At 59.1% G+C, this 20288-nt stretch carries 17 protein-coding genes; 7 read left to right on the forward strand and 10 right to left on the reverse strand.

Features of this window, described 5'->3' with window-relative positions; genetic code table 11:
* Positions 1-298: 298 nt before the first annotated feature.
* From AACR93_RS11275 to apbC, 4 genes are all read right to left on the reverse strand, one after another.
* Entirely contained in the window at positions 299-1768 is a 1470-nt protein-coding gene (locus AACR93_RS11275; RefSeq protein WP_041207908.1) for an inorganic phosphate transporter, read from the reverse strand.
* A gap of 396 nt (positions 1769-2164) precedes the next feature.
* Positions 2165-2746 (reverse strand): dCTP deaminase, encoded by a 582-nt coding sequence (gene dcd, locus AACR93_RS11280; RefSeq protein ID WP_041207718.1) that lies wholly within the window; start codon positions 2744-2746, stop codon positions 2165-2167.
* Positions 2747-2809: 63 nt separating this feature from the next.
* Positions 2810-3454, reverse strand: a complete 645-nt coding sequence (gene udk / locus AACR93_RS11285) for a uridine kinase (RefSeq protein ID WP_041207717.1) — start codon at positions 3452-3454, stop codon at positions 2810-2812.
* A 110-nt stretch (positions 3455-3564) separates the two neighbouring features.
* Positions 3565-4647 (reverse strand): iron-sulfur cluster carrier protein ApbC, encoded by a 1083-nt coding sequence (gene apbC, locus AACR93_RS11290; protein WP_043850829.1) that lies wholly within the window; start codon positions 4645-4647, stop codon positions 3565-3567.
* Positions 4648-4833: 186 nt separating this feature from the next.
* Here apbC and metG point away from each other — a divergent pair, with 186 nt between their 5' ends.
* Complete coding sequence (gene metG, locus AACR93_RS11295) at positions 4834-6867, forward strand: methionine--tRNA ligase (RefSeq protein ID WP_041202234.1); 2034 nt, start codon at positions 4834-4836, stop codon at positions 6865-6867.
* A 110-nt stretch (positions 6868-6977) separates the two neighbouring features.
* Here metG and AACR93_RS11300 read toward each other — a convergent pair whose 3' ends face one another.
* Both AACR93_RS11300 and AACR93_RS11305 read right to left on the reverse strand, forming a co-directional pair.
* A complete protein-coding gene (locus AACR93_RS11300) occupies positions 6978-7736 on the reverse strand; it encodes a CHAD domain-containing protein (RefSeq protein WP_043850830.1) in 759 nt (252 codons plus the stop codon).
* A 15-nt stretch (positions 7737-7751) separates the two neighbouring features.
* The gene (locus AACR93_RS11305; RefSeq protein ID WP_033113652.1) at positions 7752-8024 is read right to left on the reverse strand and encodes an acylphosphatase; all 273 of its coding nucleotides are present in this window, start codon (positions 8022-8024) and stop codon (positions 7752-7754) included.
* Positions 8025-8106: 82 nt separating this feature from the next.
* Between AACR93_RS11305 and AACR93_RS11310 the strand changes: the two genes are divergently transcribed.
* The 6 genes from AACR93_RS11310 to AACR93_RS11335 all read left to right on the forward strand — a co-directional run bounded on the left by AACR93_RS11310 (position 8107) and on the right by AACR93_RS11335 (position 15606).
* Complete coding sequence (locus AACR93_RS11310) at positions 8107-9537, forward strand: methyl-accepting chemotaxis protein (protein WP_043850831.1); 1431 nt, start codon at positions 8107-8109, stop codon at positions 9535-9537.
* Positions 9538-9647: 110 nt separating this feature from the next.
* Positions 9648-10841: a class I SAM-dependent methyltransferase gene (locus AACR93_RS11315; RefSeq protein ID WP_043850832.1), complete on the forward strand. Its 1194-nt coding sequence runs from the start codon at positions 9648-9650 to the stop codon at positions 10839-10841.
* A gap of 352 nt (positions 10842-11193) precedes the next feature.
* Positions 11194-12378 (forward strand): acyltransferase family protein, encoded by a 1185-nt coding sequence (locus AACR93_RS11320; protein WP_043850833.1) that lies wholly within the window; start codon positions 11194-11196, stop codon positions 12376-12378.
* 411 nt (positions 12379-12789) lie between these two features.
* Positions 12790-13827: a selenide, water dikinase SelD gene (gene selD / locus AACR93_RS11325; protein ID WP_043850834.1), complete on the forward strand. Its 1038-nt coding sequence runs from the start codon at positions 12790-12792 to the stop codon at positions 13825-13827.
* Complete coding sequence (mnmH, locus tag AACR93_RS11330) at positions 13824-14939, forward strand: tRNA 2-selenouridine(34) synthase MnmH (RefSeq protein ID WP_043850835.1); 1116 nt, start codon at positions 13824-13826, stop codon at positions 14937-14939. The genes selD and mnmH overlap by 4 nt, the downstream gene beginning before the upstream one ends.
* Positions 14940-14961: 22 nt before the next feature.
* The gene (locus AACR93_RS11335; RefSeq protein WP_042030935.1) at positions 14962-15606 is read left to right on the forward strand and encodes an MBL fold metallo-hydrolase; all 645 of its coding nucleotides are present in this window, start codon (positions 14962-14964) and stop codon (positions 15604-15606) included.
* Between the two features lie 179 nt (positions 15607-15785).
* Here the strand turns inward: AACR93_RS11335 and rnd are convergent, their stop codons facing one another.
* The 4 genes from rnd to AACR93_RS11355 all read right to left on the reverse strand — a co-directional run bounded on the left by rnd (position 15786) and on the right by AACR93_RS11355 (position 20262).
* Positions 15786-16898, reverse strand: a complete 1113-nt coding sequence (gene rnd, locus AACR93_RS11340; protein ID WP_043850836.1) for a ribonuclease D — start codon at positions 16896-16898, stop codon at positions 15786-15788.
* Positions 16899-16995: 97 nt separating this feature from the next.
* Entirely contained in the window at positions 16996-18672 is a 1677-nt protein-coding gene (gene fadD / locus AACR93_RS11345) for a long-chain-fatty-acid--CoA ligase FadD (protein ID WP_108570586.1), read from the reverse strand.
* A 198-nt stretch (positions 18673-18870) separates the two neighbouring features.
* Entirely contained in the window at positions 18871-19737 is an 867-nt protein-coding gene (locus AACR93_RS11350) for an alpha/beta fold hydrolase (protein ID WP_043850837.1), read from the reverse strand.
* A gap of 9 nt (positions 19738-19746) precedes the next feature.
* Positions 19747-20262 (reverse strand): Slp family lipoprotein, encoded by a 516-nt coding sequence (locus tag AACR93_RS11355; RefSeq protein WP_043850838.1) that lies wholly within the window; start codon positions 20260-20262, stop codon positions 19747-19749.
* Between the last annotated feature and the right edge of the window lie 26 nt (positions 20263-20288).

Below are 20288 nucleotides of genomic sequence, written 5' to 3' on the forward strand. Positions count from 1 at the left end.
TGCTTATGTCTATGGGTGAAATACTATCTATTGACTGGGTATCGCAGGATAACGCGAGCTGCGATAAACACCGATCAGGGTTGTATCTAAAAACACTGTGTGGCTCTTTTCTTGTACCAATAACGGGATATCCCTTATCCCTCCCTCCCCCCTACTTGTTAGGGGTCGTTCTACATCACATCAATCTGAATTAGCAAGGTGCAGTAGGCTCTAATCGATAGGTAAAAAAGGGGTATGGAACTCATGTCGAAATAAAAAAGGGCCCGAAGGCCCTTTGATATACAAATGCTTGAAGACATTATGCAAACAGATGATGGCTGATGATAAACAGGCCACCAGAGAGCAGCATGGTCAGCGGCAGGGTCAGCACCCACGCCATCAGAATGGTCTTGATGGTCTGGCTTTGCAGGCCTGACTTGTTGGCCACCATGGTACCCGCCACCGCAGAGGAGAGAATGTGGGTGGTCGATACCGGCATACCGGTCAGGCTGGCAATACCGATGGAGCTGGCCGCCGTGATTTGGGCAGCAATCCCCTGGCTATAGGTCATACCGGTAGAACCGATTTTCTCACCAACGGTGTGAACGATACGACGCCAGCCCACCATGGTGCCGCAACCCAGCGCCATCGCGATGGAGACGATCACCCAGGTCGGAGCGTATTCGGCTGTCGCGGTCAGATCCTTGCGCCATTTGGCCAGATCGGTCAGCTCCTTGGCCGGCAGAGAGAGTTTGGAAACCTTGCGTGCGGTGTCATCGATACAGAGCAGCAGACGACGCACTTCACGGCGATCGGTCAGGCTCATCTCTTCATAGGTACGTACGGCACCAAGACGGGCATCCAGAGTGTTCATCGCCTGCAGCACGCTGTCTGCTGAACAGTGAGTCATCAGCTCTTCTTGCACAGCAGAAGCTGAGTTGAAGTTGATAACACCACTTACCGCATCCTGATTGCGCTTGTAGATTTCCATGATGCGCTGGTTGGCATCCTGGGTGCGGTCCAGATCGTAAGAGCGGCTATTCATGTCCAGCGCGAAGTAGGCTGGCGCCATGCAGATCAGCACCAGCATGACCAGACCGATGCCCTTCTGGCCATCGTTGGAGCCGTGCACAAAGCTAACCCCCATCGCAGAAGCAACCAGAGTGAGGCGAGCCCAGAATGGCGGGTGCTTCTTGCCATCAACAAGTTGACGCTCTTCCGGGGTCTTGTGGATCTTGTTACTGGTCCAGATGCGTTTCATAACCAGTAGCAGCAGCGCTGCCACGATGAAACCGATGGTGGGAGAGATGATCAGGGAGAGCATGATGTCGATCGCCTTGCTCACGTTGATCCCCTCGGTCACCGGCTTGTGACTGATCCAGGCATAGGCACCGCCTACCCCCAGAATGGAGCCGATCAAGGTATGTGAACTGGAGGCCGGGATCCCGAAAAACCAAGTACCCAGATTCCACACGATAGCGGAAAAGAGCAGCGAGAAGACCATGATCAACCCTTGGGTGGAGTCCATCCCAAGCAGCAGGTCGATGGGCAGCAGATGGACGATGGCATAAGCCACACCCAGACCGCCAAACATGACGCCGAAAAAGTTGAAGATCCCTGATGCCACAACCGCCAGGTGAGCGGGCATCGCTTTGGTGTAGATAACCGTTGCTACCGCGTTGGCGGTATCGTGAAAGCCATTGATGAATTCATAGGCAAGCACAAAAAAAACGGCCAATACCAAACCGATTGACCACCACAAACCCAAACCACTAAACATTTCAAACATAAAAAAAAGCCTGTTTATGAGTTGCGGCGGATTATGCCAGATGGCGGCCAACACCATAGCTATCCGTGAAATATTTCAGCCATAAAAAAAAAGAGCTTTTTGGTAAAAAATATCTTACAGCCAGTCGCCATGCGGCTTGCCAGAGATTAATTAAAGCAAGCAGTTGTTGCCAATAAACAACAAAGCTGCTGATAATTCAGCCAACAAACGTCATTTTCAGCCCCTTTTTTCACCCCTGCTGGGCATTAAAAAGCATAAAAATATCGTTTGCCAACCATTCTCATCCGACCAGCCAGGAGCCATCCGTATCTTCGCAGCGCCCGCTCGCCTGCAACCTAGCCAAAAAAAGAGGAGCCACATTGTGCTCCTCTTTCCCAATCATGCCTGCCGGCTGCATCAATCCTGGTTGATACGGCTGGCGACAGCACCCTGCTGGCTCTTGTACTTGGCATTTTCCCGCTTGTTGTAGGGACGAGCTGCGGTGCCTGAGAGCATCTCGAAGTTCAACGCGCCGATCTTCATCTTGGGGCGCAACGCCAGCGGCAATTTGCCGCCATTGTAGAACTCCAGCACGATACGGCCAGACCAGCCCGGATCGATACGGTGTGCCGTGACATGCACCATCAGACCGAGACGGGCCAGCGAAGAGCGGCCGTCGAGCCAGCCGACGATATCTGCCGGCAGGGTGACTGATTCATAGGTCACGGCCAGCGCCAGCTGACCCGGGTGCAGATAGAAGGCTTCGCCATCCGGGATGTGGATCTCGTCGCTCATCACCCGATCGATGGCATCGGCCATCTCGCTGCTCGGGCCGCTCAGATCGATATAGGGAGCGGTATGATCGCGAAACACCCGAAACTCGTTACCCAGCAGCACATCGACGCTGACACCACTGATCCGTTCTACACCGGGCCGTGGCTCAATGACGATCTTGCCCTCATCCAGATGGCGTTCGATATCGGTATCACACAGACGCATTGGGCGACTCTCCTGACTACTTTGTGCTTTAAAAAAGCCGGGCATCACCCGGCTTGTTTCAACTTAACCAATCAACATGTGGCGAATACGCGCCTTGAGCATGTCGATCGCGATACGGTTCTTGCCACCACGGGGCACAATCACATCGGCATACTGCTTGGAAGGCTCGATGAACTGCAGGAACATGGGGCGTACGGTCTTTTGATACTGCTTGAGCACGGAGTCCATAGTCCGGCCACGCTCCTGCACATCACGCACCAGTCGGCGCAGCAGACAGATGTCGAGCGGGGTATCCATAAAGATGGAGGCATCCATCAGGTCGCGCAGACGGCTGTCGGTCAACAGCAGAATACCTTCCAGAATGATCACACGGCGCGGGGCGAACGGAGTCACCTCGCTCATCCGAGTGTGCTCGGTGTAGGAGTACTGGGGAATGTCTACCGCATCCCCTTTCAGCAATTGACTCAGGTGCTGAACCAGCAGGTCGTGATCCAGCGCATTGGGGTGGTCATAGTTGGTTTTTACCCGCTCTTCCATGGTCAGGTGGGTCTGATCACGGTAGTAGCAATCTTCGGTGATCACACCAATCTGACCTGCACCCAGTTCTGCCACCAGCTCTTCATAAATGGTCTGGGCTATAAGACTTTTGCCAGACGCGGACGCGCCGGCAATACCGATGATCACACACGAATGTTGAGTATCAGACATGACAAATACCTAAAAGAGAAGAGCAGTGGGGATTGTTTAAACCGATCCATTATATGAAAAAGGGTGGGCCATGCCCACCCTCAAATCCCCATCAGGTGACCGACAGCTGATTATTCATCCAGCGCGACAGTATAAAGCGGGGTCGCAATCGGTTTTGCGCTGAAAAAGAGTTCGGCTCCCACCCTGCGTGCCAGCTTCAAATAAGCCTGAGCCAGGCTTCCTTCCGGCGAACTGAAGACGGTCGGACAGCCATCATCCATGTGCTGGCGGATGTCGATGTGCAGCGGCAGCTGACCAAGCAGCGCCACTTGATACTGCTCTGCCATCTTCTGGCCGCCACCGGTACCGAATAGCGGCTCATGGTGGCCACAGGCGCTGCAGACGTGGTAGCTCATGTTCTCGATGATGCCGAGCACCGGCACATTGACCTTGTGGAACATGGCGATCCCCTTGCGAGCATCGGCCAGCGCTACATCCTGCGGGGTGGTGACGATCACCGCCGCCGAGGTGGGTACCTGTTGGGCCATGGTGAGCTGGATATCACCGGTGCCCGGCGGCATGTCGACCACCAGATAATCCACCTCGCCCCAGCGGGTCTCATGGAGGATCTGCGCCAGCGCCTTGCTCGCCATCGGGCCGCGCCAGATGGTGGCATCCTGCTCGGAGACCAGATAGCCGATGCTGTTGCTCTTGAGGCCACAGGCTATCACCGGCTCCATCAGCTTGCCGTCATGACTGACCGGGCGCTCCTTGAGGGTGCCCATCATGGTAGGGATGGAGGGGCCATAGATATCGGCATCGAGGATGGCGACCCGCGCCCCCTCCTTTTTCAGGGCCAGCGCCAGGTTGACCGCGGTGGTGGACTTACCCACCCCGCCCTTGCCGGAAGCAACCACGATGATGTTGCGGATCCCCTGCACTGCGTTGAGCCCCTGCGCCCGCGGCATGCTCGCCACATCGATCTCCAATGCCCAATCGATGCGGGAGGCGCCGGTGGCAGCGCGCAATCTGGCGTCGAACTCCTCCTTGAGGGTATCGAGCAGCGACAGCGCGGCAAAGGGCAGCACCAGGCGGACAGAGAGACTTTGATCCTTGCTGATGACCTCGCGCACAAATCCGGCACCGACCAGATCCTTGCTCCAGCCTGCCGGCTTAAATTCGGCGAGGATCTGTTTTACTGAATCAATCACCATTAACTCCTCATTATGTTGTCATTATCTTGAGGTGAACGGTTACCGCACACAAATCAGTGGCTTGCCTGCGGTACAGATGGTGCATCCGGCCAAGCCCGGCACAGCCACAACCCTAGGCAGGCTACCCCCAATTCGGGTAACATGCACGGCACTCTATCATCCCAACAAGCACATCAAGAACGTAATATGGCAACTGATCCTCGTAAAATGCTGGTAACCTGCGCCCTCCCCTATGCCAATGGCTCCATTCACCTTGGCCACATGCTGGAACATATCCAGGCCGATATCTGGGTTCGTTATCAGCGAATGCGCGGTCATCAGGTGCACTTCATCTGTGCCGATGATGCCCACGGCACCCCGATCATGCTCAAGGCACAACAGATGGGGATCACCCCGGAAGAGATGATTGCTGCGGTCTCCAAGGAGCACCAAGCAGATTTCGCCGGGTTCAACATCAGCTTTGACAACTATCACTCCACCCACAGCGACGAAAACCGCGAGCTGGCGGAGTTGATCTATGGCCGCCTGAAAAATGGTGGCTTTATCAAGAGCCGCACCATCTCCCAGCTGTTCGATCCAGAAAAATCGATGTTCCTGCCGGACCGTTTCGTCAAGGGTACCTGCCCCAAGTGCAAGTCCCCGGAGCAGTATGGCGACAACTGTGACAGCTGTGGCGCGACCTACAGCCCGACTGAGCTGATCGATCCGAAATCTGCCGTCTCCGGCGCCACCCCGGTGATGAAGGACTCCGAGCACTTCTTCTTCGACCTGCCGCAGTTTGAAAAATGGCTCTCTGAGTGGGTACGCGGCTCCGGCGCCATTCAGGAAGAGATGGCCAACAAGATGCAAGAGTGGTTCGAAAGCGGCCTGCAGCAGTGGGACATCACCCGTGACGCCCCCTATTTCGGTTTCGAAATTCCGGGCGCCCCGGGCAAGTACTTCTACGTCTGGCTGGATGCGCCCATCGGTTACATGGCTTCCTTCAAGAACCTGTGCAACAAGCGTGGCGACATCGACTTTGACAGCTACTGGAAAGCGGACTCCGACGCCGAGCTCTACCACTTCATCGGCAAGGACATCGCCTACTTCCACTGCCTGTTCTGGCCGTCCATGCTGGAAGGTGCCAACTTCCGCAAGCCGACCAAGGTCAACGTGCACGGCTATGTGACCGTCAACGGCGCCAAGATGTCCAAATCCAAGGGCACCTTCATCAAGGCATCCACCTACCTGAACCACCTGGATCCGGAGTGCCTGCGTTACTACTACGCTGCCAAGCTCAACAGCCGCATCGACGATCTGGACTTGAACCTTGAAGATTTCGTGCAGCGGGTCAACGCTGACGTGGTCAACAAGCTGGTCAACCTCGCCTCCCGCAACGCCGGCTTTATTGCCAAGCGTTTTGGCGGCAAGCTGGCGGCGACCTGCGCCGAACCCGAGCTCTACGCCGAGTTTGCCAATGCCCGCACCGCCATTGCCGAGGCCTATGAGAGCCGCGAGTTCAGCCGTGCCATCCGCGAAATCATGGCGCTGGCCGACAAGGCCAACCGCTATGTGGACGACAAGGCTCCCTGGGTCATCGCCAAGCAGGAAGGGGCAGATGCCGAGCTGCAAGCAGTTTGCTCCGTCGGTATCAACCTGTTCCGCGTACTGATGGCCTACTTGAAGCCCGTCATGCCGCTGCTGGCCGAACGTGCCGAAGCCTTCCTGGCCGAAACCCTCAGCTGGGATGGCATCGAGATGCCGCTGGTCGATCACACCGTTGCACCGTTCAAGGCCCTCTTCTCCCGCATCGAGCCTGCGAAGATTGAAGCCATGATCGAGGCATCCAAGGAAGACCTGGCCAAAGAGCAGGCACCGAAAGTGAGCGGCCCGCTGGCTGATGACCCCATCAGCGAAACCATCACCTATGACGACTTTGCCAAGATTGACCTGCGCGTGGCACTGATCAAGAAAGCCGAAGCGGTACCGGAAGCCGAGAAGCTGCTCAAGCTGCAACTGGATATCGGCGGCGAAACCCGTCAGGTGTTTGCCGGTATCAAGTCAGCCTACAATCCGGAAGATCTGGAAGGCAAACTGACCGTGATGGTGGCCAACCTGGCACCGCGCAAGATGCGTTTCGGCATGTCCGAAGGCATGGTGCTGGCCGCAGGCCCGGGCGGCAAGGATCTCTGGATCCTGGAGCCGCAGGAAGGCGCCCAGCCGGGCATGCGCGTCAAGTAAGCGCATCGACCCGATAAAAAAGAGGCCTGCGGGCCTCTTTTTTTGTCTCTGCACTCTTTTAAATCTCTGCGACTCTGCGGATTACTCCCGTTGAGCATCCGGCAAGATGGTTAGAGCGGGCTATCCAGCATCGCCACCTTGAGCCCCACCAGTTCCGCCTGCTGGCAATCGAGGCGGCGCAATCGCGTCACTATCTTGCGCTTGAGTTTGCACCTCACCCTGCGCTGCCGTTTGTTTCCTTTCAGTGCGCGCCGCCACTGCCGCCAATCCTGCAACTGCCCGAGCCGCTCCTGCCAATGACTAAAGGCGCTGACCCACTGTGCCTCACCCGCCCCCAGCTCCAGCAGCAACTCGGCGCCGTAGCGCGCCTGTTTTATCTCAAGGCGCAGATGATGCCAGCGGCGCAGCTGCTGGCGATGGGAGACGTTGCCAGCCGGGTGTTCATCAAGTCGGCTCAATGCCCCATCGAGGCGGCGGGCAAGATGGCGCCGGTAGTGACGAGCCAGCCCTGAGGTATCGGGAGTTTGCTCCAATGCATCCAGCCAGCGGGCAAGCAGGCCCGAAAAAAGGGGAACCGTTACCCTGGGCAAGACGATTGTGGATGACGCGCCAAAGCGCGCGGCGTAAACCTGTGCATCGCGCAGGGCCGAGAGTCGGCCAATGGCCCGCTGCAGCCGTCGTTCCAGTTTTGGATGGCAAAGGGCGGGTCGCCATAATGCAAGCAGCGCCTGCATGCGGCGCGCAGCGATGCGATAACCATGGACATGGGTTTCACTCGCTTCACGGCGCACAGCGCGAGCAGCATGGCGGTAGCTGGCAACCAGCACCCGGGCCTGCGCCAGCAAGGGATCACGCGTATCGGCAGTCATGATGTTCCCGGCAGATCAGTTGGTATGAAAGCCCTGGCCGCTTGGCGGCAGCGCCTCTTCATACTCCATCCGGGTCACCCGGGCGGTGCGCGGGCCATGTTCCAGCCAGCCCAGCATCATCTGTACCCCCTGCGTCGGCCCGCTGATGAGGATCTCCACCGAGCCATCCTCCAGGTTGTAGGCATGGCCGCGCAGCCCCAGCTGCAAGGCTCGCTCACGGGTGAAGTAGCGAAATCCGACCCCTTGCACCTGCCCCCACACCCGAATGACAAACGATTGCTCTCCCATTTCTCACACCTTCTGCTTAAGAAAAAAATTCCCGAGACGATAATGTGCCCGACACTCTATCTCTGCAGGATGCAGCTCCATTATGAAAGAAGTTAAATTCCGGTGGGTTGACCGCTATCTCATTCACCTCACCATCAGTGAAAAATTCCACATCGCCTTCTGGCTTCCCCTGCTGATCATCGCCTTTCTCAGCTGGTATCTGCTGGCAAACAGCCACGAGCAGGAGATAAAACTCAAGGTTGAGCAGTTGCAGCAGCGGGTCGAGACCACGGCACAACTGGTCAGCCAGCAGCCAACGCTCACCCTGCCAGCCGATCTGCGCATCCAGCCACAAGGGGTGAGCGGGCTCGAACAGCAGGGCGATCGCTACCGCTTCACCGCACCAGCGGGTCAGGCTGGCTATGTGACCGGCGAGCTCGACACCAGTACCTCCTCAATGTGGGATGATCAGGGCACCACGCTCACCATGATTGGGGCGCTGGCTGCCCTGATGGCACTGGTGATCCACTACATGATGACCTTTGTATCCGGCGCCCTGTACTCCACCAACAAGGCGCTGCAAACCGTGGCCGACGGCGATCTCACCTTCCGCCTCAACTTCTTCCCGGTACGCGACGAGTTCTCTACCCTGGCGGGCAGCATCGACCGCTTTACCGACCGCCAGCATCAGATCGTCAAGCTGGTCGAAGAGTCTGCCGAGGCGCTGACCATGGCCGCCGACGAGTTTCGCGACCACGCCAGTGAAGGCGAAAACATGGCGCGCGCCCAGCGCCAGCACATGGATTCGCTGGCCACCGCCATGGAACAGATGTCAGCCGCCATTCGCGAAGTGGCACGCAATGCCAACGACACCCTGCAGCAGACCCGTCAATCGAGCGAAGAGGCGGCCAATGGCGCCAACCGGGTGGCTCGTACCATAGAGGCGATCCGCACTCTGGCCGATGAGATTGGCAATGCCTCCGGCGCGGTAGAGCGCCTGACCCACAATGCCAACCGCATCAACGAGGTGGTAAGCGTCATCAACGCCATCTCCCAGCAGACCAACCTCTTGGCCCTCAACGCCGCCATCGAAGCGGCCCGCGCCGGTGAGCAGGGACGCGGTTTTGCGGTGGTGGCTGACGAAGTGCGTACCCTCGCCAGCCGTACCCAGCAGGCAACGGTCGAGATCCAGAAGATGATCGAAGAGCTGCAAGCCGGCACCGGGGCGCTGAACGACATCATGGAGAAAACCGTGGGGCGCGCGGCCAGCAGCCAGCAACTCATCAGCGAGGTGGGGCTCGATATCGAGAAGCTGAGCAATCACAGCGATGCGGTGCTGGAGATGAGTACCCAGATCGCCACTTCCAGCGAAGAGCAGAGCTCGGTGGCCGCCGAGATCACCCACAATCTGGATCAGGTACGCCATGAAGCGGCGCAAGTGGAGGAGTCTGCCAGCGCCTCGGTGGCTGGCACGCAGGGGCTGAAAGCCACCGCCAGCGAGCTGACCCGGGCACTCAAGGGGATCCGGATCTGATCTGTCAGTCACATCCGGTTCGGGCACGCTGATGCACCGGGCCGTTTGAGTTTTACCTGCGGGCCACATAGAATGTGGCCCCTTTTCTTTTGACCATCTGGCATACATCCATGAGCGCTTCCATCTATCTCGTCAAAGGCCGCGAAAAATCCCTGCTGCGTCGCCATCCCTGGATCTTCTCCAAGGGGATCGAGCGGGTTCAGGGCAACCCCATTGACGGCGATACCGTCGAGATCCTCACCCATGACGGCAAATGGCTCGCTCGTGGCGCCTGGTCGGGCAGTTCCCAAATCCGTGCCCGGGTCTGGACCTTCGACAAGGATGAGACCGTCGATCTCGACTTCTTCATCCGTCGTCTCAAATACGCACAAGAGTCCCGCGACGGGCTCATCAAGCGTCAGGGCCTCACAGGTTATCGCCTCTGCGCTGCCGAATCCGACGGTCTGCCGGGTCTGACCATCGACCGCTACGCCGATTTTCTGGTATGCCAGATCCTCTCTGCCGGTGCCGAGTTCCAGCGTGAGCTGATAACGCAGGCGCTGCGTACCCTCTACCCCGAGTGCAGCATCTATGAGCGCTCCGATGTGGCAGTGCGCAAGAAGGAAGGGCTGAAAGAGCGCACCGGCGTCATCTATGGCGAGACCCCGAACGAGCCGGTGGTCATCGAGGAGAATGGTGGCGTCAAGATCCTGGTGGATATTCGCAACGGCCACAAAACCGGTTTCTATCTGGATCAGCGGGACAACCGTCAGGCTGCCGCCAAGTACACCGAAGGCAAGCGGGTGCTCAACTGCTTCTGCTACACCGGCGGTTTTGGCGTCTATGCCCTCAAGGGCGGCGCCAAGGAAGTGGTCAACGTCGATCTCTCCCAGAATGCGCTGGATATTGCCCGCCAGAACGCCGAGCTGAACGGGCTGGATACCCGCAACACCCAGTTTATCCGTCACGACGTGTTCAAGCTGCTGCGTGAATATCGCGAGAAGGGCGAGAAGTTCGACGTCATCGTGCTGGATCCACCCAAGTTCGCCGAGAGCAAGGCCCAGCTGCTGGGTGCCTGCCGCGGCTACAAGGACATCAACATGCTGGCGTTCCAGCTGTTGGCGCCGGGTGGCGTGCTGTTGACCTACTCCTGCTCCGGCCTGATGGAGCAGAGCCTGTTCCAGAAGATCGTTGCCGATGCAGCGCTCGATGCCGGTCGCGATGCCCAGATCCTGGAGCTGCTCTCCCAGGCCTCTGATCACCCCATCGGTACCGCCTATCCGGAAGGCTTCTACCTCAAGGGTCTGGTGGTACGCGCCCGCTGATCGGCAACTACCCTCCCCTTGTGATCAATCAGGCCCCTTGCGGGCCTGATTGTTTTGCATCGCGTCCAATAGGCCTGAGCCTGACGTTCGCCCCGTTGACCACCCTCTCTGCTTTATGGGGATTCTCTCTCCTCCTCTTTCCCTGCCTGCGTCCCACGTCTTTATCTGTTTAAATTTTTTTGCACAATAACTGCACATTTATGATTTAAATCACACCCGTATGACTCTCTTTTCCGTAGTGTGATCCCGCCTGCGGCAGCCAAGCCGGGGCAACCGTCCCATCAGGAGTGATGGACGGTACAACAACAAAAATCGATGTCAGGCCAAGCTGAACATCACAAGGGATCCCGTTATGAATCAATCATTGCCGCTGTTAACGCCGCTGCGGGGCATCGCTGCCCTGATGGTGGTGCTGTTCCATGCCCGCTTGCTGCTCTTTCCCCAGTGGATGGAGTCGATCGCAGGCCACACCCAACTCATCGAGAATGGCTACCTCTGGGTCGATCTGTTCTTTATTTTGAGCGGCGTGGTGCTGGCCCATGTCTATGGGGAGGCCTTCACCCATACGCCCCGCACCGTGAGCTATGGCCGTTTTCTCTGGCTGCGGCTGACCCGCGTCTACCCCCTCTATCTGGTGACCCTGCTACTGCTGGTCGGCTGGGAGCTTTACAAGGCGCAGCACGGGGTGGGCTTCTACGCCGGCCCCTTGTTCAAGATGTGGGAGTGGGAAGGAATGCCCCCCTTCGGCTCCCCCTTCACCCCGGCCGAGGCGCTGCCGAGCGCCTTCCTGCTGATGCAGGTGGTGACCGATCACGGGCTGACCTGGAACTTCGCCGCCTGGTCGCTCAGCGTGGAGTGGATAAGCTACCTGCTGTTCCCGCTGCTTATTCCGCTGGCGGTCACCCGCAGTCGCTGGAGCCATCTCGCCCCCCTGCTGGCGCTGACGGTGCTGGCCTTTATCGTGCACAGTCGCGGCACCCTGGATGTCACCAGCGGCGCGCTGGCGGTGGGGCGTGGGGTGAGTGAATTTGTGCTCGGCCTCTGGCTGCTGCCGAGGGTCAAGGCCGCGCAAGGCTTGCCCATGATGAAGCGAGATCTGCCGCTGCTGGTCGCCTTTGTGCTGCCCTTCGCGCTGATACAGTTCACCATGACGCCACCACTGACACTGCTGCTGATCGGCTCCTACGTGCTGCTGATCTGGATTGCCGCCTGCCAGGGCAATCGCCAAAGCCCGCTGCTGCACCTCCTGGATAACCGCTTCACCAACTGGCTGGGGGATCTCTCCTACTCCATCTACCTGCTCCATGCGCTGGTGCTGCTCACCGGCTGCGAGCTCATCCACTATCTGGCGCCGGGGATCACCGAGTGGTGGTATGGCCAGACCAACCCGCTGCTGGGGGTGGTAGCAACCTTGCTGATGCTGGCGGTGCTGATCGGCCTCTCGGCGCTGAGCTACAACCTGCTGGAGCGGCCACTGCAACGGCGCCTGCGCCGCTGGGGCAAGGCTCGCCAACCGGTGCTGGAGCAAGCCGGCTAATCTGCTTTCGCCAACTGATAGCCCCGCTGAGGTTAAACCGACCTCAGCGGGGCAACTCCGCGAGTTCTCTTCACCCCTGCCGATGATTGAGTGGCTCAAGCCTGCGCTCTACTCCCTTACCTTTCACCCGCCAATCCCCTTCGCTTTGTGTGAATTCCTGTTCGAACCGGAGGGGGCATTTATGGCATAATGCCCTGTCCTGTGGCCCTTGGCGGGGCTGTGTTGGCGCATCTGTCGCCTCTTCTTCCCCGTCCTACCCGGCAGCCCTGCGTGACTGCCTGACATCACTGCTTCCAGAAGCAGCCAAGGCCACCTATTTTTGCGGCTCTTTACATGACGGTAGATGGCCGCGCATTGACCAAGATGGCTCCCACAGAGCCTCTGCACACGGTGCACAAACAAGGGGTAAGTATGTCTTCCATTCGTCTGACCCAATACAGCCACGGCGCTGGCTGTGGCTGCAAAATCTCTCCCAAGGTGCTCGACACCATTCTCAAGAGTCAGATCCCGGGCTTCAACGACCCGACCCTGATCGTTGGCAACAGCAGCAAGGATGACGCGGCCGTGGTCGATATCGGCAACGGTCAGGGCATTGTCTCCACCACCGACTTCTTCATGCCCATCGTCGATGACCCCTTCACCTTTGGCCGCATCGCCGCCACCAACGCCATCAGCGATATCTACGCCATGGGCGGCAAGCCTATCGTTGCCATCGCCATCCTCGGCTGGCCCATCAATACCCTGGCGCCAGAAGTGGCCCAGCAGGTGATCGACGGCGGCCGTCAGGTGTGCCACGAAGCAGGGATTTCGCTGGCCGGTGGCCACAGTATCGATGCCCCCGAGCCCATCTTCGGCCTCGCGGTCACCGGTATCGTGCCTCTCGACGCCATCAAGCAGAACGACACCGCCAAGGTGGGTGACACCCTCTATCTGACCAAGCCCCTCGGTATCGGCATCCTCACCACCGCCCAGAAGAAGGGCAAGCTGAAGCCGGAACACGAGCAACTGGCCCCCAACGCCATGTGCACCCTCAACAAGATTGGCCAGCGCTTTGCCGAGCTGCCGGGTGTCCACGCCATGACCGACGTGACCGGTTTTGGTCTGGCGGGCCATCTGCTGGAGATGTGCGAAGGATCCAATGTCAGCGCCCGCCTCGACTTCAAGGCGCTGCCGCTGCTGGACGAGGTGGATTACTACCTCGCCGAGGGCTGCGTCCCGGGTGGGACCCTGCGCAACCACGACTCCTATGGCCACAAGCTCGATGCCATGGACGATCGCACCCGCAACATTATGTGCGATCCGCAAACCAGCGGCGGCCTGCTGGTGGCCGTGGGGAAAGAGAGCGAAGCCGAGCTGCTCGCCATCGCGCGCGAAGCTGGCCTTGCGCTCTCGCCCATCGGCCAGATCAAGCCCCTTGAGGGCTCCCGCTTTATCGAGATTGTCCAATGAGTGAATTGCCACTGGCCACGGACTACGCCCAACTCTTTTTGGACGATGTGCCGTTGATTGATGTGCGCGCCCCCATCGAGTTCAAGGAGGGGGCCTTCCCCTGCTCGACCAATCTGCCCTTGATGACAGACTATGAGCGCGCCCAGGTGGGGACCTGCTTCAAGAAGCAGGGTCAGGCCGCCGCCATTGAGCTTGGACACAAGCTGGTGGGGGGAGCAGTACGTGCCGAGCGACTCGAAGGCTGGCTGGCGCAGTTGCGCCAGCAGCCTGATGCCGTGCTCTACTGCTTTCGCGGCGGCCTGCGCTCGCAAACCGTGCAACAGTGGCTGGCTGAAGCGGGAGTGACTCGCCCCCGCGTCGCCGGTGGCTACAAGGAGCTGCGCCGTTTCCTGATCGACACCCAGGACAAGGCCTCTGCCGAGTGTCACTGGAGCGTGCTGACCGGCATGACCGGCTCCGGCAAGACCCATATGCTCGATCAGGTGACCCAGGCGGTGGATCTGGAGGGGCACGCCCATCACAGGGGCTCCTCCTTCGGTCAACTGCCCGGCGGCCAGCCCAGCAACATCAACTTTGAAAACAACCTCGCCATCGAACTGCTCAAGCGCCGCCATCGCGGCGAGCAAACCTTCGTGGTCGAGGACGAGAGCCGCCTGATCGGCCGCTGCTGCCTGCCCCTCTCCCTCCATGAGGCCATGAGTCAGGCACCGCTGGTGGTGGTGGATGTTCCGCAAATCGATCGGGCCGAGCAGATCCGCGAAGATTACGTGCACGATCTCTGGCTGCGCTATCAAGCCATGTATGGCCAGGAAGCCGGTTGGCCACTGTTTGCCGCCTACCTCACCGATGCGCTGGCCCGCCTCAAGCGCCGCCTCGGCGATCAGGCCCACCGCGAGCTGGATGCCCTGATGCAGACCGCCCTCACCGAGCAGGAAAAGAGCGGCGATACAGCGCTGCATCTGGCCTGGATCACGTTGCTGCTGACCCGCTACTACGACCCCATGTATCTCTATCAGCTTGGCAACAAGCAGGAGCGCATCGTGTTTCGCGGTAACAAGCAGGCCTGCCTCGACTATTTCGCCGAGCAGCATGCCAGCGCGCTGCGCGGCTGACCCATCCCAAGAGAGGAACTCTATGTTGAAATTCGAGGTGATCCCGGTCACCCAGTTCGCCCAGAACTGCTCCCTCATCTGGTGTGACGAGACCCATCAGGCGGCCCTGATCGATCCGGGCGGCGAAGCGGACAAGCTGCTGGCCGCCATCGCCAAACGCGGCCTGACCCTGACCCACATCCTGCTGACCCACGGTCATCTGGATCACGTCGGTGCCGCCGCCGAGTTGCGGGAAAAAACCGGCGTCGCCATCACCGGCCCCCATAAGGAAGACGCCTTCTGGCTCGACATGCTACCCCAGCAGAGCCAGATGTTCGGCTTCGCCCATACCCCCGCGTTCACGCCGGATCGCTGGCTTGAGCAGGGTGACAAGGTGCAGCTTGGCCAGTGCGAGCTGGATGTCTACTTCTGCCCCGGCCACACCCCGGGCCATATCGTGCTGCTCTCCCAAGCCGAGCAGCTCGCCTGGGTTGGCGACGTGCTCTTTGCCGGCAGCATCGGCCGCACCGACTTCCCCCGTGGCGATCACGGGACGCTGATAAAGTCGATCACCGAGACCCTGCTGCCGCTGGGTGACGAGATCGTCTTTATCCCGGGCCATGGCCCCAGCTCCACCTTCGGCCGCGAGAAGGCGAGCAACCCCTACCTGACCCAGCCTATCTGGTGATCAAAAAAGGCAGCGGTTTCCGCTGCCTTTTTCACTCTTCCCCTGTTCCCGCAAGCACCAGCCAAATTGATCGCTTGGCCAGATAGGCTCCCCGGTCATTACCTCTCTCTGAATGTCGTCCAATAAAAAATCCCCACCCGAGGGTGAGGATTGATTCATAGGTGCAACAATAAGTGCGCTTATTGTTCCAAAAGGTGACCGACCAGCTCATGGCGCCACCCTTGCAGCAGCATGGGTTTGTCGGCACGGGCACGCTCCGCATCTCCCATCCGCCAGCTCCAGGTGAAGTACTGGTGGATGATCTTCTTGCTGGCAATCAGCTCGGGCGGAATGTTGCTCGCTTTGGCCTTCTCCTCCACCAGTGCCTTGATCCGCTTGAGCTCGCCCTTGTACTGGGGATAGTCCACCAGCCGGCGAATGGGCTCGGGCCAGCTCTCGGGGTCGCTCTGCTGCGCCCTGGCAACGATATCGAGCATCCGCTTGCCGTGGATCTTGATCTCGATAGGCGAGAGGCCGAGCTCGTTGAGATCGCGCAGGGAAGCGGCACGGCGCTCCGCTACCTTGAACAGGTGCAGCTCTTTGACCACAAAGTTCAGAGCCAGATCGCGGCGCACCGCCTCCTGCTGGCGCCAGGCGGCCAGTTCGCGCAGGATGGCCAGCTCGCGGCGCCCCAGTTGCCAGGCGTTGACGATATCGAGATAGGCCTGACGGGGATCGCTGCCCTGGGTCTTGCGGGCGGAGTGGCTGTGGCACTCCTGCTCGAACCAGGCAAACTTGCCGCTTTCACGCAATTTGGCCATCACCTTCTCGTAGAGCGGCATCAGGTAGAAGACGTCAGCCGCGGCGTATTCAAGCTGGCGCGGAGTCAGCGGGCGGGCCAGCCAGTCGGTACGGGCCTGATCCTTCTCCAGCTCCACGCCGAGGAACTCCTTGACCAGCGCGCCGAAACCGACCGATACGCCGTGACCGAGGAACGCGGCAGCCAGCTGGGTGTCGTGCATCTGGTTGGGCAGATGGCCGGCCTGATGCTGGATCAGCTCCAGATCTTCACCGGAGGCGTGCAAAATGGCGATCTGCCCTGCCCGGCCAAGCCGCTGCCAGAGCGGAGCCAGATCGAGAGTAAGCGGGTCGAGCAGCGCCAGTTGCTGGCCGTCATAGATCTGAAACAGGCCAAGCTGGGGATAATAGGTGCGGGTGCGAACGAATTCAGTATCGATAGCCAAGGGAACGTCGGCCAGAGAAGCGAGATACTGCTCAAGTTCGGCTTGCTGAGTGATAAGTTGATATTGCATCTGTGCCTGCGCGGTTGATCAGGGCCAAAAAGAAAAAACCGTGGGATGACCCACGGTTTTGCATCACTGCGACACACCAGAAAGCCGGTGCAGCGCCTTACTGCTTGGCAATCTCCTCGTCACGCAGTACGCGGCGCAGGATCTTGCCCACATTGGTCTTGGGAAGTTCGTCACGAAATTCTACCAGTTTCGGCACCTTATAGGCAGTCAGATGTTTGCGGCAGTGGGCAATAATCTCGTCCTCCTGCAGCTTTGGATCTTTCTTGACCACAAAGATCTTCACCAGCTCGCCGGAGACTTTGTGTGGCACGCCGACCGCGGCCACTTCCAGCACTTTCGGATGGAGCGCCACCACATCTTCGATCTCGTTGGGATAGACGTTGAAACCGGAGACCAGGATCATGTCCTTCTTGCGATCAACGATCTTGAAGAAGCCCTGCTCGTCGCACACGGCGATATCACCGGTACAGAGCCAGCCATCCTGCATCACTTCGGCAGTGGCCTCGGGACGCTGCCAGTAGCCAACCATCACCTGCGGGCCGCGCACCTGCATTTCGCCCGGGGTACCGAATTCGTGGATCACCTGACCGTTGTCATCCACCAGACGGATATCGGTGGAGCAGACCGGCAGGCCGATGGAGCCGTTGTAATCACTCAGATCGTAGGGGCAGACGCTCACCAGCGGTGAGCACTCGGTCAGGCCGTAACCTTCCAGCAGCGGGGTGCCGGTCAGCTTCTTCCACTGCTCCGCCACTGCGCGTTGCACCGCCATGCCGCCACCGATGGTCAGCTTGAGCTTGTCAAAGGCGATGCTCTGAAACTCGGCATTGTTGACCAGGGCGTTGAACAGGGTGTTGACGCCGGTGATACAGGTGAAGGGGTACTTCTTGATCTCTTTGACAAAACCCGGGATATCGCGCGGGTTGCTGATCAGCAGGTTGTAACCGCCAAGGCGCATAAAGAGCAGGCAGTTCACAGTCAGCGCGAAGACGTGGTAGAGCGGCAAGGCGGTAACCACAAACTCCTTGCCCCGCTCCAGCATGGGGCCATAGACGCCAAGGCACTGCTCGACGTTGGCAATCATGTTGCGGTGAGTCAGCATGGCACCCTTGGAGAGACCGGTAGTACCGCCGGTGTACTGCAGGAAGGCGAGATCTTCGCAGGCAATCTCCGGTTTGATGTACTGCTGATAACGCCCTTTGGCCAGCGCCTGGCGCATGGTGGTGGCGTGCGGCAGGTTGTATTTGGGTACCAGCTTCTTGACGTATTTCACCACGAAGTTGACCAGGGTGCCCTTGGCCAGACCCAGGTTGTCACCCATGCGAGTCAGGATGACGTGCTTGACCGGGGTGTCGTAGACCACTTTTTCCAGGGTATGGGCGAAGTTGGAGACGATAACGATGGCCTTGGCACCGGAGTCCTTGAGCTGGTGCTCCAGCTCGCGCGGGGTATAAAGCGGGTTGACGTTGACCACTATCATGCCGGCACGCAGGATGCCAAACACGGCGATGGGGTATTGCAGCAGGTTCGGCATCATCACCGCGACCCGATCACCCTTCTCCAGCTTCAGCTCGTTTTGCAGGTAGGCAGCAAAGGCGCGGGACTGCTCTTCCAGTCGGCGGTAGGTGATGGTCTGCCCCATGTTGACGAAAGCGGGCTGGTCGGCGAACTGGCTCACTGAGGATTCAAACATCTCGACCAGTGAGCTGAACTGCTCCGGATTGATCTCGGCGGGGACCCCTTGTGGATAACGCTTGAGCCAAACTTTTTCCACGAACTTCTCCTGCATAACTAGCACCTGTGCGCTCACTCTGTTGCCTCCGTCCCTGTTCACATCGATTTCAATCAACTGTTTTAAGCACGTACTCTAATGCCGCCCATATTTACACAGCGCAACATCAATTAACAGCAAATTAACAACGGAAAAATGTGAGGGGGATGACAAACCTGGAATTATAGAAAGCCGGTGATTCTACCGAACTTGACAAAAATTTACGATACAAACGGCGGTTGCTGCGCCATTTTCCATATGAAAATGGTGATTTCCCGGCAAAATCACCTGCTCTATCTGCCTGAAGGCCCCCTGTCGCAACTGCCACTGCGCCTCCAGCTCGGCAAATCCTTGTTCACCGCAGATAAAGAGCACCGGGCAACAAATGGCGCGGATCAGCGCCTGCGCCTGTCCCTCGCTCATTCTGAGCGGCGAGAGATCCCGCAAGCGGGGATCGCTGCGCCAGTGCCAGCGCCCTGCACGCTCCTCGAGTTGCCGCTCGCAGATAAGGCGCGCCGCCTCAGGCGTTATCTCTGCCACCTTGCAACGCGCCGCGACCGCTTCATCAATGGAGGCAAAGCCAGCTGCACTACGCTCGCGGGTGCGGCTGCGATTGAGGATCGCTCTCCTTATCTGGACGGGAACCGCCTCGTCAGGTTGCGTGAGCGGCCCGAGCCCCTCCAGCAGAACGAGCCGCTCTATCTGTTCGGGGAACACGCCGGCATAGGCAGAAGCGATGAGGGCGCCAAGGGAGTGGCCCAGCAGGGTGAAACGGGACCAGCCTGCGGCCTGAGTGATCTGGTAGAGATCGTCGAGCCAGTCGACAAAGACATAGGGCGTGGTTTTGTGATCGGAGTGACCATGCCCCGGCAGATCGACACACACCAGATGAAAATCATCGAGATACGGGGCAAGAGGCAGAAAGCTGGCTCCATTGTCGAGCCAGCCATGCAGGGCGATCAACAGGGGCTTTTGTGGCAACTCGGGAGCCGCTTGCCGGTTCTCGAGCAAGGCCACCCGGCGGCCATCCGCCAGAGTGACGAAACGCTCTTGCATCGGGGTACTCAATGCCTGCTCCTAGCGATGGAGTGGCCGTCTTGGCCAGAAGGGATCGTAAAAGGGGTCGTAGAAGTAGGGATCCACATAGCGAACCTCCACCACCTTGACCGGTGGCCACAACTTGCTGCCCGTTACATTGAGCACCGAGAAGCGATAGTTGTGCTCGCCAATCTGGCTATCCACCGGTTTACCTATGGTGCCGAGCACCGTCAGGCTGCGCCCCTTGGCATAGAGGGTCGGGTCGACAAAGCCCTTCATGATGGCCAGAAAACGGCCGGGACTCTGCTCGGTCTGCTCCGGCACGCCGTTGGCCTGCAGCGGCAGATAGACCACCTCGATGACGCTCTGATCCGCCTTGTTGTGCACCGCGGAAATGATGCCGCTCCAGCGGGCAGGTTTGCCTTCCATACCGCCGAGGGCTGGCTGATAGGCCACCAGCTGGTTCTCCGGTTGATAGACCAGCTCCTTGGGCACCGTACTGCAGGCTCCGAGCAGCAGGGCTGTCACCCCAATCACCATCGCACGTTTCAACATGTCACTCTCCTCTCGCCGAACGGCCC

The organism is Aeromonas sp. L_1B5_3 (genome assembly GCF_963866575.1).
Taxonomy (GTDB): Bacteria; Pseudomonadota; Gammaproteobacteria; order Enterobacterales; family Aeromonadaceae; genus Aeromonas; species Aeromonas jandaei.

Bases quoted from the DNA above. Each gene is read 5' to 3' on its own strand.
- AACR93_RS11275 (WP_041207908.1), bottom strand. From the start codon at position 1,768: ATGTTTGAAATGTTTAGTGGTTTGGGTTTGTGGTGGTCAATCGGTTTG.
- dcd (WP_041207718.1), bottom strand. From the start codon at position 2,746: ATGCGTCTGTGTGATACCGATATCGAACGCCATCTGGATGAGGGCAAG.
- udk (WP_041207717.1), bottom strand. From the start codon at position 3,454: ATGTCTGATACTCAACATTCGTGTGTGATCATCGGTATTGCCGGCGCG.
- apbC (WP_043850829.1), bottom strand. From the start codon at position 4,647: ATGGTGATTGATTCAGTAAAACAGATCCTCGCCGAATTTAAGCCGGCA.
- metG (WP_041202234.1), top strand. From the start codon at position 4,834: ATGGCAACTGATCCTCGTAAAATGCTGGTAACCTGCGCCCTCCCCTAT.
- AACR93_RS11300 (WP_043850830.1), bottom strand. From the start codon at position 7,736: ATGACTGCCGATACGCGTGATCCCTTGCTGGCGCAGGCCCGGGTGCTG.
- AACR93_RS11305 (WP_033113652.1), bottom strand. From the start codon at position 8,024: ATGGGAGAGCAATCGTTTGTCATTCGGGTGTGGGGGCAGGTGCAAGGG.
- AACR93_RS11310 (WP_043850831.1), top strand. From the start codon at position 8,107: ATGAAAGAAGTTAAATTCCGGTGGGTTGACCGCTATCTCATTCACCTC.
- AACR93_RS11315 (WP_043850832.1), top strand. From the start codon at position 9,648: ATGAGCGCTTCCATCTATCTCGTCAAAGGCCGCGAAAAATCCCTGCTG.
- AACR93_RS11320 (WP_043850833.1), top strand. From the start codon at position 11,194: ATGAATCAATCATTGCCGCTGTTAACGCCGCTGCGGGGCATCGCTGCC.
- selD (WP_043850834.1), top strand. From the start codon at position 12,790: ATGTCTTCCATTCGTCTGACCCAATACAGCCACGGCGCTGGCTGTGGC.
- mnmH (WP_043850835.1), top strand. From the start codon at position 13,824: ATGAGTGAATTGCCACTGGCCACGGACTACGCCCAACTCTTTTTGGAC.
- AACR93_RS11335 (WP_042030935.1), top strand. From the start codon at position 14,962: ATGTTGAAATTCGAGGTGATCCCGGTCACCCAGTTCGCCCAGAACTGC.
- rnd (WP_043850836.1), bottom strand. From the start codon at position 16,898: ATGCAATATCAACTTATCACTCAGCAAGCCGAACTTGAGCAGTATCTC.
- AACR93_RS11355 (WP_043850838.1), bottom strand. From the start codon at position 20,262: ATGTTGAAACGTGCGATGGTGATTGGGGTGACAGCCCTGCTGCTCGGA.